We start from the raw sequence: 16,496 nt of genomic DNA on the forward strand, positions 1-16,496 counted from the left end.
GTTCCAGTGAGCAGTCAGGTACCCGCCTATGGTGGGTTTCGCGAGGTGCGCGGCTACGGGCTGGGCAGGCTGGGCCCGTGGGAAACCGGCACCGTGGCCGTGGTCGTCGGTGGGCTGGCGTTCTCGACGGCGATCTCCCTGTGGGCAGCGCTCTACGGACTGGTGATCGCGGTGCCGATCGTGGCGATATCCGTGGTGCCGGTCGGAGCGTCGCGGCGCACTGTGACCCGGCACGCCGGCTGGTGGATACGTGCCTGGTGGGGCAGGCGCTCGGGTACCGACGCCTGGGCGGCCGACGTGCTCGAGGAGGTTCCCCGCGGCGAGAACCTGCCGGGAGTGCTGGCCCCGCTGATGCCGCTGGATGTGGAAGACGGCCGCGGCGGAACGCAATGCCTGATCTGGAACCGTCGCACCGGTGTGCTGTCGGCGATCCTGCTGGTGTCCCCGACCGGAATCACGCTGTCCGATCAGGACGACGCGAACTCGTGGGTGGCCGCCTACGGTGACTGGCTGGCCGATCTGGGTTTCTCCCCGGTGATCAGTTCGGTCGCATTCACCACCGAATCCTCGCCGAGCGGCGGCGTCGACCAACGCTCCTACGTCACGGGGCGGATCGCACCGACCGCGCCGCCGGTCGCGCGGTCGATCATGGAGTCCATCGTCGCCCGGACACGTTCGACGACAGCCGATGTCGCGTGCCGGGTCACTATCAATTTCGACCTGGCCCACGCCGCACCGGTGCCCAAGTCGCTGGCCGAGGGCTGTACCGAGGTCGTGCGATGGATGCCCCGATGCGAATCCGCGCTGGCGGCCGCCGGTATCACGGTGACCGCCCGTGCCTCGACCGCGCAAGTGATCCGGCTGCTACGGCGCGCGTTCGACCCGGCGATCATCGCGTGGAGCGGCCACGACGACGCGGCGGCGGAGACGCTGACCTGGCGGGATGCGGGACCGCTCCGCACCGAACCCAACTTCGATGTCTACCGCCACGACAGCGGATTCAGCGTGACATGGGCCTTCGCCGAGCTACCCGCCGGAGAGATACGCCAGCACATCCTGTTGCCACTGGTCTCGCCAGGCCGTTACATGCGCAGGTTCTCCCTGGTGTACCGGCCCTACCGTGCCGCCGAAGCCGGACGGATCGTCGAACGCGAGATCCAGGCCGGCACACTGCGCCGGGCCTGGAACCAGAAAACGAAAAAGGATGAGACACAACGCGAATACGACGACCGAGTCCGGGCCCGCCGCGCAGCGCAAGAGGAATCGCAGGGGGCAGGCCTGGGCCGAATCACGATGTACGTCACCACGACCACCCGCAACGAGTCCACACTCGCGGCCGCCTGCGCGGATGTGGAACAACGCTACGGCGCGGCCAAGTTACGGTTCCGGCGTGCCCGCGGCGCGCAGGCTTCGGCGTTCGCCGCCGGTCTCGGCGTGGGCATCGAACCGACCTCCGGGCTGTCCAAACGCGCCACCGAGCGGTGGCTGGGATGAGCGATGACCAGAGCCTGCGCAGCGCCGCGGCCGACGCCGGGTTGGCCGAGCGCTGGTTGAGCAAGCTCGGCCTGACCCCTGCCTACCGCCGCTCCCAGACCTCTGACGAGCAACCGTCCGACCCGTTCGCCATGGTGCCGGACCTGCCTCCGATGCCGCCGGCGCGCGGCGAACGCCGACGGTGGGGAGGACACACAGCCAACATCGAGACCGGGCGGCTGTGGGCCGCGACAACCGCACAAACCCAAGGGCTGTATCCATTTCCGGCACCGGCCGGGACCATGGTGCGGGGTGTCCCGTTCGGTCGGCACATATTCACCAACGAACCGATCGGACTCGATCCGGCGCAGTGGCTGCGCGATGGACTGGTCACCAACACCGGCCTCTGGGTACAGGGCCAACCCGGCGTCGGAAAGTCCAGCGCCGCCAAAAGACTCCTAGTCGGGCTGGTGGCCTACGGGTTCGTCGGCGTGATCCCCGGTGACCTGAAAGACGAGTACACGCCCGTGGTGAACGCCCTAGGGGGACAGGTGTTCCGGGTCGGCCGTGGCCTGCACGCGCTCAATCCGCTGGACCTGGGCCCGCTGCGGTCGGCCATCGCGGCCGCGGTGGGCACCGACCGTGACCAACTCGTCGCGGCATCACGCGGGCGCCGCCTGGACTTGGTGGAATCGTTGATCACGATCGTCGGTGGACAGGCATCGACCGCGACCGAGCGGTTGGTCCTGGCCAAGGCGCTGGACATCGCCGAGGCCGCCCATACCCGACACCGACTGGGCGACCCCACCATTCCCGAACTCGTGGCTGTGATCGAGCAAGGCGGCGACGAGCTGCGCAAGGTGCTGGCCGTAGACAACGACCACGAGTACGCCTATGCGATCCATGAATTCCGCAACACGTTGGTACTCATGGTCGAAGGCCCGATCCGGGGAATGTTCGACAGGCCATCGAGCTTCAGTGTGGACGCCGACACCCCGGCGGTGTCGCTGTCCCTGCGGGCCATCCGCGACGACGGCGACGACGTGGTCGCGGCATCGATGATGTGCGCCTGGGCATGGTCGGCCGCCCTGATCGAGGCCGCACATGTCAGCGGCGTGCGCCGCAACGTTTTCCAAATCCAAGACGAACTCTGGCGCGCATTGCGAGTGGCTCCCGGCTTGGTGGAGAAATCGGACCGGATCACGCGGTTGAACCGCGACGAGGGGACCGTGAGCCTTCAATCCACACACTCCCTCACCGACCTGGAGGCGTTGCCGACCGAGGCGGACCGCGCGAAGGCCCGGGGCATGGCCGCGCGCAACGCAATACAGCTGTTCGGCGGTCTCGACAATGCCGAACTCGAACGGCTGCACCGGATCTTCCCGTTCAGCAGTCGTGAACGCGAACTGCTGTCGCGGTGGTCCGCCCCGCCGACATGGGTTCGAGGCCAACGGCATCCCGGACGCGGCCGCTATCTGGTCAAAAGCGGAGGGCGGATGGGACTACCAGTCGCGGTCGACCTCATCCCCGAGGAACTGGCCCTCTACGACACCGACACGGCCTTCGCCGACATCACCCCGAAAGGGCAGAAGTAGTGAAAAGCGTTGCTGGAAAATATGTTTCGAACACCATCGCGCAGATTACATGCATCACATTAGACGATGATTGCGGGGGTTCGACGCTGGTGTGGAATCCCGACGCGCAACCTGGTGAGTCCGGTGCTGTCGGATGGGATGTGCTGGGCGGAGCCGACACGGTCATTGCCGCCGATCGCATCGGCGAGGGCCTGCTGTCGATCATCGACGACCCGCCCAGCCTCCTACACCGCCCCGAAGCCGAACTACTATGCGCCGATCTGCTCGCCGCCGCCCGGCAAGGCCGACACCAGTTCCAGACGGTGCTCGAATGGGCCGGCGCGCAGAATCTGGCACCCGCGCACCGGCTGCTCGCCAGCGCTGGAGACGAGCACCCGGCCGACGATATCGACTGGTTTCACCAGATCCCGGCCGACGAGCAACGGGCCGTGTGGCAAATCCTGGCGCGGGCGCTCGAACCGCTGCGTGCCCCACAGTTGCTGATGTGCCTGCAACCTCCGCCGCAGGGAACACATCTGCCAGGCGTGCTGCGCACCTTGTTCACCCACAGCGGGGAATCGATCGAGCGACCCCGGCAGTTGCTGGTCGTGGCCGGCCCGCACACCCGCGGGGTTGCCGCGGCACTCGTGGACCGGCTGCTGTGGGCCGGCTACGAACACGGCGTGCGGGTAGATGCCAGGCCGGTGCGGGAGCACGACGATGCTCGGTGATGCAGGCGAGGCCGCAGTGTGGGCTGGCGTGCTTGTCGCGGCACTGGTCGGGCTGGGCGTGTGGCGGCTGCATGCGTACGGCATCCCGTGGTGGGCTATCGCCACGGTGACCGTGTTGGTGTTGGGTACGTTGGCGGGCCTGGCATGGACGCTGCGGGCGGTCTGGCCAGGTAATCAAGCACGCCGAACGATGCGTTCCACCACCGAGATCCGCGACATGATCGACAAGGACGCCGCGCGCCGCGGTGCAGGCCTGCGCCCATCGGTTGCCTCGTACAAAGGAACCGACATGCGACAGCTCGCGATGCAGATCGGGCGCATCGGACGCCAGAAGGTCTACAAGAGCTTCGAGGACTTCACCCTCGTGTTCATGGGACCCCGGTCGAACAAAACCAGCGCGGTCGCGGTCCCACGCATCCTGTCCGCCCCCGGCGCGGTCATAGCTACCAGCAATAAGCCCGACCTATGGATATTGACGGCGTGGTTGCGCGCCAAGGTCGGCCCCGTGTATGTGTTCGACCCCTCCCGCATCGCCTACCAACCGCAGACCTGGTGGTGGAACATCCTGGCCGACATCCGCACCGTCGCCGACGCACGCCGGGTAGCCGGCCACTTCGTCGATGCGGCCCGCGCCGAGGGCACAAGCACCGACCGCGAAGACCCTTTCTTCGCACCCACCGGGAAGAACGTGTTGTCGATGTCGCTGCTCGCCGCGGCGCTGGGCGGGTACACGATGCGCGACGTACTGCACTGGATCGACACCTACAGCAACGCCGCCGTCGGCATTCTGGAGATGCACGGCAACCAGCGCGCCGCCGACGCGCTCTCGGCGCTGTTGGACCTGCCGGGCGAGACCCGAGGCGGGGTATGGGGCGAGGCACAGACCGCGCTGGCCACGATCCAGGACGAGTCCACCCTCACCTGGGTCACTCCACCGCACACCTGGGAAACACAGCCCCACACCGCGATTCGCGAACTGAACCTGTGGGAACTGTTCGCCTACGTGCCGGACAATGCGCCAACGCTGTACCTGATGACCCAGGAAGGCGAAGGATCGGCCGGCCCGGTCATCGCCGCGCTGGTCTCACGGATCTTCGAGGTCGGCGACCTGGTCGCCTCCGCGCAAGGCGGGCGGGTCGACCCACCGATGACCGTCGTCCTGGACGAGTGCGCCAACATCTGCAAGATCGACCGATTGCCGCAGCTGGCCAGTCACCTGGGCAGCAAGTCGATATGCGTCGACGCCATCTTCCAGAGCGAAGCCCAAACCGTAGCGGTGTGGGGGCCGGACCGTGCGCGGGCGTTGTGGGGAGCGGCGACCGTGCGCATCCTCGGTGCGGGGCTGCAGGAATACGACTTCCTGACCAAGATCAGTGGTTTGATCGGCACACACAAGATCCGGGAACGCAGCTACAGCTGGTCCTCCCAGGGCAACACCACCAGCGTGCAATCCGTACGCGAGCCGATCATGCCAGCCGAGGACATCGGGCGATTGAAGAAGACCAATGCCCTGCTGATCCGCCAGGAAGCCCGGCCGGTGCTCATCGACCTGGTGCCGTGGTACACCGAGCCCGACAGCGGCGACATCACCGAATGCCGCGACCGCGCCACCCGCGAGGTACAGAATGCTGCGGTCGCCAATCTGGGGTCCGACAACCCCGTCGCGAAAGCGCTGCGCCGTGGCGCCGCAGAGTCGACGTGAGCGAATCGACCGCCGATCCGCTCCGCGCCGAGTTGACGGCGCTGCGGGCCGAAGTCGAACGACTCAGCATCCGCCTGTCCAACACCGAGCACGCCACACAACACCTCGCCGAATCCCTGGACGGCATCGAAACTCAACTCCTGCTGGCCCTCGAAAACACCGCGGTGAGCGCCGAAGAAACCACACTGCAACCCGCCGAGCAGGCGGCGCCCGTCCCGCCCGATCGAATGGATATCGACGTGCTCTCAGAATGGGTCGATGCCAATATCGGGCGGTGGGCGCAGCGGAAACTCGCACGCCATCCTGGCCAAGCCGGGTTCGTGTGGTGCGCGCACTGGCGCGAACATCCCGAGGCCATCACGCTGCTGTGGGCACTGCGCCGCACCTGGCTCGACCGGGTCAACCAGCCAGGCCCGGCGATGCTCGAGTATTTCCTGCACTACTTCTACCCAGCCCTGAGCGCACTCACCGATCCCCTCGGCCCCTTCCACGCCTGCGCCGCGAACCAGCACACCGACTCACCGACGTTGCTGCCCAGAAAATCTCGGCATCCCGGTGCAAGCGCTCCGGCTGCAGAACGGCCGCAATCGCTGCAGCCCGAGGTTGGACGCTGAGAGGACGGCTAACGTGTCGGTCGTGGGCCCCAGCCGGGATGTATGGCGGGCAGGTCGGTCAGTTGTGGGTCCGGCGGCATCGGCGTCTGGGTGTCGTCGTCGTCCCACCGCCGACCGTACTGGTCCGGGACCGTGCCCCAACCCCAATACGGGCACGGCAGGTCGGGCTCGATGCCGATCGCCTCAATCGGATCGATGCGGCTGTCGGCAACGGTGCACAAGTGGGTCCAGCAGTCGCCGAGATCGAAGACATATACGAACTGTTGGCCAGATGCGAGCCTGCCCAGCCGGGTCTTGGCGATATCGAGTACGGCGTCGAGCTCGTCGAAGTCCGGGTCCGGGTCACTGACACGAAGTCCGTTGTCCAACTCGAACTGCTGCAGATGGTTGCGATCCCAGCGGGCGAATGCATCGTCGATCGCAGTAGCCAGCTCTGCGAACGTGTGTCGGCGTGCAGCGGCGAATATCCGCCCCGGCCGCGGCCACAAGTCGCCACCGCCACCGCTGACGAGATCGATGCGGATGGACAGCCACGTGCGACTCATGGAGTTCATCCTTCCATCCAGATTCGCTCCGGCGGGCGTACCCAAGGATGCTGGTCGTTGACCCTCGAAAGCTACCTACGGCCATATGACTCCGCGTCAAGTGGCCGCCAGTGGGGAGTAACGATCGGCGAAATCGTTTGCACCGAAGGTTATTTTGGCATTCTCTACGGCGGCGGCGCCGGCTGGGTGGTCAGGGGCTACGCTTCTTCATTGCAGCTGCCACCGTGGTGCATCGATCGGATCGCGCGAGTACCAGTAGCCCGTCCATTCCTCGCCATCGCGAAGGGCATAGAACGCGTCATCATCGGGCAGTTCCGGGGTGTTGGCGGTGAAGATGCCCGTTTCGCCGCGCAGGTGGGCCCTGAAGGCGCCGCGCGCAGCGCATTCGGCTTTCAAAGCGCGATTTCGGATCCAGGAATCCTTGCCTGCGCTGCCCCATACACCGTCTTCGGTAGTGAAGCCGCGGTCGAGAGGGTAATGGCACTGGTAGATGAAGCGCGCGGTCGCCTCGCCTGCCGTGTCGAGCATCCAAGCGATCCACGCCGGCACCTTCGGCTGTGCGGCGACGGCGCGGTCCGCGAACCCGGTGCGTGCAGTCGGCGAGCCGGGCCGTTCCCGCGCAGTGGTGGTCACCCGCTCAACCGCAGCGGCATCCATCTGACTGCGCATGCGACGCTTACGATTCCGAGAATTCATAGCGATCGACTCTAGAGGTTCCTGTGGTGGAGATGCCGGTTATCGCGCGGCATGTTCCCAGCCGGTTACGCTGGTGATCCTGGGATCTCGTACGGATCGAGGTGGGGGTGATGACCGCAGCAATAGTGGCGGCGGTAGCTGCAACACTAGGCATCATCCTCGGGCGGTTCTGGGACATGCGCTCGGAGACCACGCGGTGGAGACGAGATCAGATGGTTGCTAGCCATCAACATCTTGCACAGGTATTCCGCCGGACGGTCGAGGGAATTCGCGCGGTGGCCCTGGCGGATCCAGCGGACCCGATGTTCCCGGAACTCGTTGCACGCGTTCGTGAGGACAGCAGCTGGGACGACGCCCACGCGGCGGTGTTGCTGCATGGTGCACCGGAGGTCGTTCAGGCCGCCGTGGCTATGGACCTCGCGATAACAGAGCTGTTCTATGACGCGCAGGATCGTTTCCATCGCGTCGAGGACTGGTACCGGATAAGGATTCCTGCGGGGCAAGCGTTCGAGAGATTTATCGACGCCGCACGTGACGAGCTCGATCTGAAGCCCGTGCGGGTGAAATTTCTCGCGCCTGCCCGCCAGGTTCCTGCGCCAGCCCCAGCACAGTTGCCGTCGGAGATGCCGTGATCAGTGTTCTCGTTGCGGCAGTGGGCGTTTTGGGGACCGCCCTTGGCGCAGGACTTACGGCGATCATCGGGGCAAGGGCCGAGAATCGTCGTCAAGCTGCTCTCGAGCGCGAACAGGTACGAAAGGATCTGGCGCAGAAGGACAATCAGATTCTCGAGCTAAGGGTGGAGCACTTCCGTTGGCGACGCGAACGCCGCCAGGCCGCCTATCTCGACTTCCTACAGGCATTGGCCGCCGCTGACCGCGCGAATCAGCAAGAGTATCGTTCCCTCAAAGCCGCAACGCCACCGGAACCTTTTTCCCTGGAACGGTTTTCCGAGATCCGTAGACTGTTCAAGCATGCGGAGCAGGTGGCCGATTCGGTACTGCTCGAGGGGCCTGATCCGGTCGCATCCGCTACTCAAGAGCTGGTTTCGCAGTTCGGCACGCTAATACAGGAGGTCCGCGATTTTGCTGAGGCGCATGCGCGTTCCGCTGATGATCTGCACGGCCGTCAGCAGCGGATCGAAGAGATCGGCGAGCGCTTCCTTGACAGTCGCCTCGAACTCCTGAGCGCCGCTCGCGCAGCACTCGACGACATCATCGATGTCCGCTGACCAACTGGGCCTCGGAACTGAGCGAGCCTTCGCAGGTTCTTGCGCACTTGTCGCTCCATCCATCCCGGCTGTAGACCGTCCGCAGAGCCTCTGAAATTCCTCCCTTGAACGTCCGTCAGAATCGGGCCGCTCGACAGCGTGGACGTCGCCGTTGCGAACCACACCGGGCACGCGGTGGCCGCCGCCGAAGTCGCGGTTGAGCTAACGCTAGCCCTGCGTGCGCCGGTTCGCGTTCGCGCCAGCCGGTCCGCTTCGCGTTTCGCGCATGTGGAGTGGAAATCCGCGCGTGTCTTGCTGCGAACAGTCTTGCCGCAGTGGATGCACGTGCGTGTGGTGTAGGCGGTGTCCACAGGATCGGCCTCCTGGCCGGCGCCGATGCCGTCCCGCTATTGCTCCCTTTCTGGCGTGCTCGTGACGTACCTCAAGCAGCGGGGGCTCCGGCCCCACACACTGGAGCCGCCGCGCTACCCGACCGATGTCCGGAGGGTTCAGACAGACACCAGCCTCAGCTCCCGAATCCTGTCACCATCCACCGCCAACACACCATCGCTGCTGTTCAAACCATATCCGTTGTTTTTGCGCCGAAACAAACTTCTATTTGCCGGGGAGCTTCAGAGCGGCCACACGCTTGGCGTGCGAGGGCAAGACTGCCACGGTCTTACTTATAGTGCAAGCTCGACATTCGTCGTATTCTTCCGGGCTATAAAGTCGAACAGCAGCGCCCTTTGGAGTGATTATCCGCAATCGATGCGAATATGTTAAAGAAGATCCTCGGAAGTGAGCGTGGGCGCTCGATACGGATAATGAGCGAGACCCAGCATCGCTTTTTAGTCCTCTCGCTTCATGGTTTGAGCCTATTCGTACACTAACGCCGCTGTCAGTAACGTGGCGATAAATGGCCAATTGATCCGTTCGGACCGCTCTTCGCTCTCAGCGGAGTGAATGAAATCATCTGCATCGTTAACCCATGCAGCAGCGGCTTCAAGAAAGTCTCCGGATCGAATATTTTCGTAGTCTCCAGGACTGTGGCTGACCGCTTCGGCAAGGCGGTGAACGTATACGACAAATTCCGATCGATCATGCACTTCGGCTGGCTCTAACTCGGCCACGTCGTGCCTCCTGCTCCTCTGATTCGAATACTCTGGCCGTCGGTCTTAGATGTCATCTTGAATGCGTCGCGAGCAATTTCTTGTGGCGTAGCCATCGTATAAGGGACGTGCACGTCAGCCATCTGAAAAGCCAGCAGCCGACGATTGTCCAGAGTATATAAGTCTCCATTCTTTTCGAATACACGGATCGGGGGAATCTCGCTTGGCGCGACATCTCCTGACCTCAGGGCATCCGCAAGATCGAATACTGAGCCCTGGTTTCGGAACTGTGAGCTGACCGAATCCTGGGTGAATCGAACCGCTCGCGGATCTGTGCTCCCACATGCCTCTGGCATCAAACCCAGGGGGTCTGCCCAGGAGACGGGGTTGTGAGGATATGCAAACGGATTCGGCGCTGGAGAGAGTCCGAGTGGGTCCTGGGTCAGGAATCGTCCGGAGGCGGGGTCGTACGTACGGTGCAGGTTGTAGTGGAGCCCGCTTTCTTGGTCGTGGTATTGACCGGCGAACCGGATTGGGGTGCTGACCTGGTCGGCATTCCAAACGGCCTGCCCCCACAGCGAGGTTGTGGCACTGCTGGTTTCAGCAGTATTCGGGTCGATGAGGTCGGTGGGTGCACCGGCGAGATCGGTGATGATCGCATAGAACTCACGATCGGCAGATTCGCGGTTGGTGGATTGGGTGATGGGTCGGTAGCTGTCGGGGTGGTAGTGCCACCGGGTGGTGGTTTTGCCGACGGTTTGTTCGATGAGGCGGGTGCCGTCCCAGGTGAAGTCGAGGCGTTCCAGGATGGTGCCGTCGCTGGCGAGGTGTTGTTTGCTGGTGCGGCGTCCGAGGGCGTCATAGGTGTATCGCCACCATTGTCGTTCGGGGGTGAAGATGTCGGTGAGCTGGTCGAATGCGTTGTACCGGTAGTGCCAGACGTCGGGTTCGCGTGAGGGCCGGGTGGTGACTTTCCGGATCAGGCGTCCGGCCGGGTCGTAGTAGTAGTGAGTGCGGCCAGAGCGGATGAGGAGGTTGTTGTGATATTCGCGGTAGTCCTCGCCTTGACCGTCGCTGTCGGGTTCGGTTCCTTGGGGACTGGGAGCGGCGTGGGCCGATGTGGCGGGTAGGGCGTTGGTGATGTTGCCGAGGGGGTCGTAGGCGTATGCCTCGCTCAGTGCGCCGTCGCGCAGGATGCTGGTGACTCGTCCGATGGGATCCAGGTCGTAGTCCTGGCGAGTCGGTGTGCTGTGGGGGCGGGCCACGGTGTGAGTGGCGAGGTAGCCGTCGGGGCGGTATTGGTATTCGTCGTGCCGGATCGTTCGTGGCGCGGGTCGACTGGACGGGCCCAGGTTCAGCGATAGGGATGTGCCGGGGAAGGCGGTGATGTCCTGGGTGTGGACTTGGCCGGTGCCGGTCAGGTGGGTGCGGATGTCAATTTCGCCGACCCGCCAGCCAGTGGCGCGGCCGAGTGGATCGTAAGTGAAGGACAGGTGCTGGCCCTCGGTCTGTAGGCCGAGCACGCGGTCGGCGGTGTCGTAATGCCAGCTCGTATTCCCGCCGGTCGGTGTGGTGCGCGCGATGCGGTGGCCGCGGGGGTCGTAGGTGTGGCGGGTGGGTGGTTGGTCGTCGAGTTGCTGGGATGCCAGCTGGCCGGCGGGGGTGTAGGTGAAGGCCAGGGTGTGAGTGGTCTCCTCGCCGATGCCCGAGAGTGCGGTCAGAACCCGTCCGGTCATATCATGGGTGAATCGAACGAATTCGCCGGTGTCGGTGTTCGTTTCGGTGAGTCGCCCCAGGAGGTCGTATCGGTGACGGCGGCTGATGCCGGTTGCTGGAGTGAGCGTGGCGACGCGGCCGGTCGGGTCGTGGGTGTAGCGGGTGGTCGCGCCGGTGTAGTCGGTCTCGGCGATAACTCGTCCGGCGGGGTCGTATTCGTAGCTCCACCGCTGTCCGAGCGGATTGACCACACCGGACAAGCGCCGCTGCGCGTCCCACAGGTAATGGGTTGTGGAACTGTCTGGTTCGGTGCGCGAGGCCATCAGATCGAAGGCGCCATAGGTGAAGCGGGTGACGCCCCCTGCTCGGTTGACGTGGGTCAGGAGGTTGCCCTCGCCGTCGTATTCCCACGACTCCGCGTGACCGTCGGGATCGGTGCGCCGCATCAGCTTCCCGGTCGCCGCCCAGTCGAAACGAGTCACCTGCCCTAGCGGATCCGTCACCACAACCGGGCGGCCGAGCCCATCGCGTTCGATCCGGGTCACCGCACCCAACGGATCGGTCAACACGATCGGCAGCCCGGCAGCGTCGACCTCGATACTTGTGCGGGCGCCACCCAGGGTGAGCGTGTGCGCCACAGCGCCATTCGGGTGGTAACCGTATTCGGTGCGTGCCCCACCAGCATCGACCACTGCGACCAGGTCGCCGTTCTTGTTCCATTCCTGCCGGCGCACGCTGCCGTCCGGATCGGTGATAGTGGTGGGGCGGTTGCGGAACAAGTATTCGATCGAGGTCGAGTTGCCGTCCGGGCGAATGATTTTCGCGATATCGCCTGTACCGGTGTACTGGTATCGGGTGATTGCGCCGTCAGGTGTGGTGACTTGCAGGGGGCGGCGGTCGGCGTTGTAGTCGATGTGGGTGTGGGCGCCGACGGGGTCGATCAGGTCACGTTGGCGCAGGTCGCGGTCGAAGCCGTGGCGGGTGGTCGCGCCGGAGGTGTCGGTGACGGTGGTGAGACTGCCAGTGCCGTCGGGGAATTCGAAATAGTCGAAGTCGGTGTCCAGGACTCCGTTGGTGCCGCGCTGGAACACCACACGCCCAGCGGGGTCGTAGGTGTTGACCATCTGGTTGCCGTTGGAATCGGTCCACGACACCATCCGGCCCTCGGTATAGGTGTAGACGGTGGTGGCACCGACGCCGTTGGCGACCGACGTCAATTCGCCTGCCTGGTAACCGAATTGCTTGACCGGCACTGCGGTGCCCCGGTCGATGACCGAGAGGCCGGTGACGCGTCCGGCGCGGGTGTCGATCAGGACGCGGTAGCCGCCGGAGTGTGTGACCTCAAGTGGTGCGCCGTCGGGGGTGTAGGTGAATCGGATGCGGTTGCGGTGGCGGTCGGTGATCGCGGAGATCGCGTAGTTCCCGAGGCGGGATTCGATACCGCCCAGGACGGGTTCGGGGGCGAAGTGCCAGATCAGTTCGCGTTGCTGGTCCCAGATTTGGTAGCTGCCTGTTTCGGTGCGGGTCAATGTCCAGCGTTGACCGCCGGTGACCGGCTCTACCCCGACACCGACCGGGGCGTGGGGGTAGGCGAGCATGAGCCCGTCTTCGCCCAGGAAGGTAACGCCCTCGTGTTCGGCGACCAGGCGCATATCCAGGGTGGCGGACCAGGATGGCCCGAACCAGCGGCCCCGCTGGTAGTTCGAGCGGTGTGTGCGCCGCAACACCAAGCCCAGGACGCCGGGCAGGTCGATGTCGGTTTCCGGGAGCAGGAATTCTCCGGTCGCGATATCGACCGGGTCGTCCGAGCACACTTTCTGGTGTTCGGTGCGGTCGTGTTCCGGGCCGGCGTCGGTGGCGTCGTGGTGGGTGCCGTGGTCGGCGTCGGCGCGTTCGTCGGGGGAGGGGTGGTGGTCCGGGGTGTGGTCGAGGTCGTGGTGATCCTGCCCGGGATGTGTGCTGTCCGGGCTGTGGTCGGCCGGTCCCGCGGAGGTCGCATCCGGATGCGGCGAATGGTCGTGCGGGGCTGCCGAATCGGGGTGGGTATCCGGGTGCGCGCCGAGATCCGGGTGCGGGCCCGGCGGGGGGTCGGCTGGGTGTGGTTGCGGCCCTGAGGGATCCGGGTGTGCGGTGTCGCCAGGATGAGCAGGACCGGGATCAGCGGGCTGCACCGGATGCGGGCCAGCGTTTGTATCCGGGTGCGGTCCAGTGGGTTCAGTGTGCGAACCTGGGCCTGTGGTGGGCGCATCCGGGCCGTGGGATTGTGTGCCCGAGTCCACGGTGTGGCTGCCTGGTGCCGCAGGATCGGGCGAGTGAGTGGGTCCGGTATCGGCCGATGATGGCGTGTGCTCACTGCTGGGTGTGGTCGAATGTTGTTGTGGTGCAGTGCTGTCGGACGGATGCGGGCTGCCGGCATCGGACCCGGGCGAGGATGGGGCGGGTCCTGGCTCGTGGGGTGCGGGAGCGGTGTCGGCAGGGTGTGGAAGGTCGAGTTTCGGGGTGGTGTGCGGGAGCTCGGTGGCGGCCTTGGATGCGTCTTCGGCGACGTCGGCGAGTTTGGTGGCCTGGGAGATCTCGCTGACGTCCTTGACCGCCGACAACGCTGGTTTCGCCGCACCCGCCCCGCCGGTGGCCAGGGTGGTGACCAGGTTCCCGGTCAACGCCCCCGCGAATTCCGCCGGGTTCTTGCGCGCGCCGGACAGGACCGCATGCACCGTCGCTCCAGGGTCCGCGTCCGCGACCACCAACCCGGTCCCCAGATCCGCCATCCCCTTCAGGTAAGCGGCCGGATGGGTTTGGTTGTAAGGGTCGGTCGGTGACACCTGCCGCACGAACTGCACCATCGAGGTGACACTGCCGACCAGGCCCTTGGTGAAACTCCCCTTCGCCTGCTCCAACGCGGAATTGGCATCGGTGACATCCGCGACCATCCGCGCGGCAAACGACGGCTCGGCCGGCGCGGACTCGGTCGCCGCGCTCAGCCCCGACGCTGCGGTCGCCGCGGCGTTGTCGCGTTGCGAACGCGCTCCTCGCAGGATGTCCTGTGCTGCCTCGCCCATCGAAGTCCATGTATCGACCAGCGGGGTTCGGCGTTTCTGCTGCTCGGACAACGCATTCCACGCGGTCTTCTTGTTACGCTCCTCCGCCTCGGCCTGTTTCCACTTCGCGATCGCGTCCGCCGCCTTGGCCTGCGCGGCGGTGACCTCGTGATACCAGGCATCCAGCACCCCGGACGCGGCGTTCATGGCGTCCGCGCCCTGCCACCACAGTTTCGGTTGCTTGCCGAATTGATCGTGGAACGCGTCCGCGGTCGCACCGGTCCACTGCGCGACATCGATCTTCTTGAGCGCGTCACCGGTCTTCTCGATCGAGGCACCCATCTTCTTGATCTCATCGCCGGTGTGCGCGATCTTCCCGGTATCCCCGTAGATCAACTCTTTCGGGTCGTCGGTCTGCCCAAGTTCCTTCTCGGCCACCTGCCCACCGGTGGCATCGACGACCTTGTCCCCGAAGTTCTCGATATCGGTAGCGACCCCGTTCGCGCCGAGATCCCGTGCCACCGCGCTCGCGGCTTTCGCCCCGTCATCGACCAGCGCACCGGCTTTCTCGGTGACCGAGTCCGCCGCATGCTCGACCGCGTTCGCGGCATCGTCCAGCCAGCCCATCGAGATCAGTTCCCCCCGTTCTCATTCATGATCTGCGCGGCACGCTGCGCCGCGCCGGTATTCCACCGCAGCGGCTGCCCGATGGTCGCCGGAGCGATCGCCGCGATCGCCTGCCCGTCCTTCTTGACATGATCCAAGGCGCCCTGCAGCGAAGACTGGCTGTAATCTGGATGCCGCATATCGTTGAACCCGTTGTCCGCCAGCGTGTCTCCCCACGAGCGGGCATCGATCTGATCATTCGACAGATGCGGGTTCCCGACCAGATCCGCGTACCCCTCCTTGAGCATGTTCGAGAACGTCTCATCCATCTCGTGATAGCGGCCCGCCGCCAAATGCAACGATTCGGCCATCTCGTTGCCGGCCTGCACCAACGCCCGCACACCCCACGACCACCGATCCAAAAACGTCGACAACGCCTTGTGCACCGACGCCTTCCCCGCCTGCATTCCCGACAACCTCAGCAACGACAACCCCCGCCCCACCGCGCCGGTCTCACCCGTTCCCAGCCCCGACAGCTCCCCGATGATCCCGTTGATCCCATCGGCGGCCTGGGTCAACACCGCCGGATCGACATTCAGATTCTCCGCCACCGCTACACCACCCCCACGGTCGCGGTGCCCTTCTGGTCCTCCTGGATTGCTGGCGGGAAGGCCATCGGTGTCGTACCGACCGCGTCCACCATCACCCCGGTCGGCTTCGCTCGCCCGGCCGCGTACTCGGCCAACCGGTCACCCCGCAGCGTGTGATACCTGTACTCCCGCGGCGGGGTCACCGCACCACGACGCTGCCAGTACGCGGCCAGCTCTTCCACACTGGTGAACGCGCATATCCAGTGCACTCCGCCGACCTCGCTGGTGAATATACGATCGTCGCCGGTCAACGGCACGAACAACACCGCATCCCGGAACGCGGACACCAGCAACTCGGACTGCCCGAAACCGGCGTAAAACGCCGCGACCTCCGACCGGAACCGCGCCACCCCATCCTCGTCGCCCAATCCCAGCCCCCTGCCCGGTCGACATCCATCACCAGATCGAACCCGAACCGAGCATACCCACCAACTCCGCAAATGGAGTCCGGCCGGACGGCCGGAGGCAGGCCGGTGACACCTGTTCGGTCCCGCACCGTTCTGGCAGCCGCAATGGAGTCCGGCCGGACGGCCGAAGGCAGCACAGCCCGAACACGTTGCGCCGCAAACCACCTGCTCGCCGCAATGGAGTCCAGCCGGAACGGCCGGAGGCAGACGGTTTGGGCGGTAGCGACCCAGTTCCCGGCGGCGTCGCCGCAATGGAGTCCGGCCGGAACGGCCGGAGGCAGTCGAAATACTCGATGACCGGCGCCATGGTTTCGATGTAGCCGCAATGGAGTCCGGCCGGAACGGCCGGAGACAGAGGCCGACACGGTCCGGCGCGCAGTGAACGAGACACCCCGCCGCAATGGAGTCCGGCCGGAACGGCCGGAGGC

At 65.3% G+C, this 16,496-nt stretch carries 13 protein-coding genes; 7 read left to right on the forward strand and 6 right to left on the reverse strand.

Features of this window, described 5'->3' with window-relative positions; translation table 11 throughout:
* Positions 1 to 6: 6 nt before the first annotated feature.
* From JZ791_RS00980 to JZ791_RS46360, 5 genes are read left to right on the forward strand one after another with little or no spacing between them, the layout of a single operon-like run.
* Complete coding sequence (locus tag JZ791_RS00980) at positions 7 to 1,494, forward strand: SCO6880 family protein (RefSeq protein ID WP_216892151.1); 1,488 nt, start codon at positions 7 to 9, stop codon at positions 1,492 to 1,494.
* Positions 1,491 to 3,068, forward strand: a complete 1,578-nt coding sequence (locus tag JZ791_RS00985; RefSeq protein ID WP_216892152.1) for a hypothetical protein — start codon at positions 1,491 to 1,493, stop codon at positions 3,066 to 3,068. Before JZ791_RS00980 ends, JZ791_RS00985 begins: the two co-directional genes overlap by 4 nt.
* Entirely contained in the window at positions 3,068 to 3,778 is a 711-nt protein-coding gene (locus JZ791_RS00990; protein WP_216892153.1) for a hypothetical protein, read from the forward strand. Before JZ791_RS00985 ends, JZ791_RS00990 begins: the two co-directional genes overlap by 1 nt.
* Entirely contained in the window at positions 3,768 to 5,480 is a 1,713-nt protein-coding gene (locus tag JZ791_RS00995) for a type IV secretory system conjugative DNA transfer family protein (protein ID WP_216892154.1), read from the forward strand. Before JZ791_RS00990 ends, JZ791_RS00995 begins: the two co-directional genes overlap by 11 nt.
* Positions 5,477 to 6,094 carry a DUF4913 domain-containing protein gene (locus JZ791_RS46360; protein ID WP_216892155.1) on the forward strand — a complete coding sequence of 206 codons (618 nt, stop codon included), beginning with the start codon at positions 5,477 to 5,479 and terminating at the stop codon, positions 6,092 to 6,094. Before JZ791_RS00995 ends, JZ791_RS46360 begins: the two co-directional genes overlap by 4 nt.
* An 8-nt stretch (positions 6,095 to 6,102) precedes the next feature.
* Here the strand turns inward: JZ791_RS46360 and JZ791_RS01005 are convergent, their stop codons facing one another.
* Both JZ791_RS01005 and JZ791_RS01010 read right to left on the reverse strand, forming a co-directional pair.
* Entirely contained in the window at positions 6,103 to 6,639 is a 537-nt protein-coding gene (locus JZ791_RS01005; protein ID WP_216892156.1) for an IS1096 element passenger TnpR family protein, read from the reverse strand.
* Between the two features lie 207 nt (positions 6,640 to 6,846).
* Positions 6,847 to 7,308 (reverse strand): hypothetical protein, encoded by a 462-nt coding sequence (locus JZ791_RS01010; RefSeq protein ID WP_216892157.1) that lies wholly within the window; start codon positions 7,306 to 7,308, stop codon positions 6,847 to 6,849.
* A 137-nt stretch (positions 7,309 to 7,445) separates the two neighbouring features.
* On the opposite strand from JZ791_RS01010, the gene JZ791_RS01015 reads away from it, so the two are divergent.
* Together JZ791_RS01015 and JZ791_RS01020 are read left to right on the forward strand one after the other, a co-directional pair.
* Positions 7,446 to 7,967, forward strand: a complete 522-nt coding sequence (locus JZ791_RS01015) for a hypothetical protein (RefSeq protein ID WP_216892158.1) — start codon at positions 7,446 to 7,448, stop codon at positions 7,965 to 7,967.
* The gene (locus JZ791_RS01020) at positions 7,964 to 8,563 is read left to right on the forward strand and encodes a hypothetical protein (RefSeq protein WP_216892159.1); all 600 of its coding nucleotides are present in this window, start codon (positions 7,964 to 7,966) and stop codon (positions 8,561 to 8,563) included. Before JZ791_RS01015 ends, JZ791_RS01020 begins: the two co-directional genes overlap by 4 nt.
* A gap of 854 nt (positions 8,564 to 9,417) precedes the next feature.
* Here the strand turns inward: JZ791_RS01020 and JZ791_RS01025 are convergent.
* From JZ791_RS01025 to JZ791_RS01040, 4 genes are read right to left on the reverse strand one after another with little or no spacing between them, the layout of a single operon-like run.
* Positions 9,418 to 9,672, reverse strand: a complete 255-nt coding sequence (locus JZ791_RS01025) for a DUF7660 family protein (protein WP_216892160.1) — start codon at positions 9,670 to 9,672, stop codon at positions 9,418 to 9,420.
* Positions 9,660 to 15,032, reverse strand: a complete 5,373-nt coding sequence (locus JZ791_RS01030; protein WP_216892161.1) for a putative T7SS-secreted protein — start codon at positions 15,030 to 15,032, stop codon at positions 9,660 to 9,662. The genes JZ791_RS01025 and JZ791_RS01030 overlap by 13 nt, the downstream gene beginning before the upstream one ends.
* 5 nt (positions 15,033 to 15,037) lie before the next feature.
* Positions 15,038 to 15,622 carry a type VII secretion target gene (locus JZ791_RS01035; protein WP_216892162.1) on the reverse strand — a complete coding sequence of 195 codons (585 nt, stop codon included), beginning with the start codon at positions 15,620 to 15,622 and terminating at the stop codon, positions 15,038 to 15,040.
* A 2-nt stretch (positions 15,623 to 15,624) separates the two neighbouring features.
* Complete coding sequence (locus JZ791_RS01040) at positions 15,625 to 16,029, reverse strand: SseB family protein (RefSeq protein WP_216892163.1); 405 nt, start codon at positions 16,027 to 16,029, stop codon at positions 15,625 to 15,627.
* Between the last annotated feature and the right edge of the window lie 467 nt (positions 16,030 to 16,496).

Origin of the sequence: Nocardia alni, assembly GCF_019038435.1 — a bacterium.
Classification (GTDB): Bacteria; Actinomycetota; Actinomycetes; order Mycobacteriales; family Mycobacteriaceae; genus Nocardia; species Nocardia alni.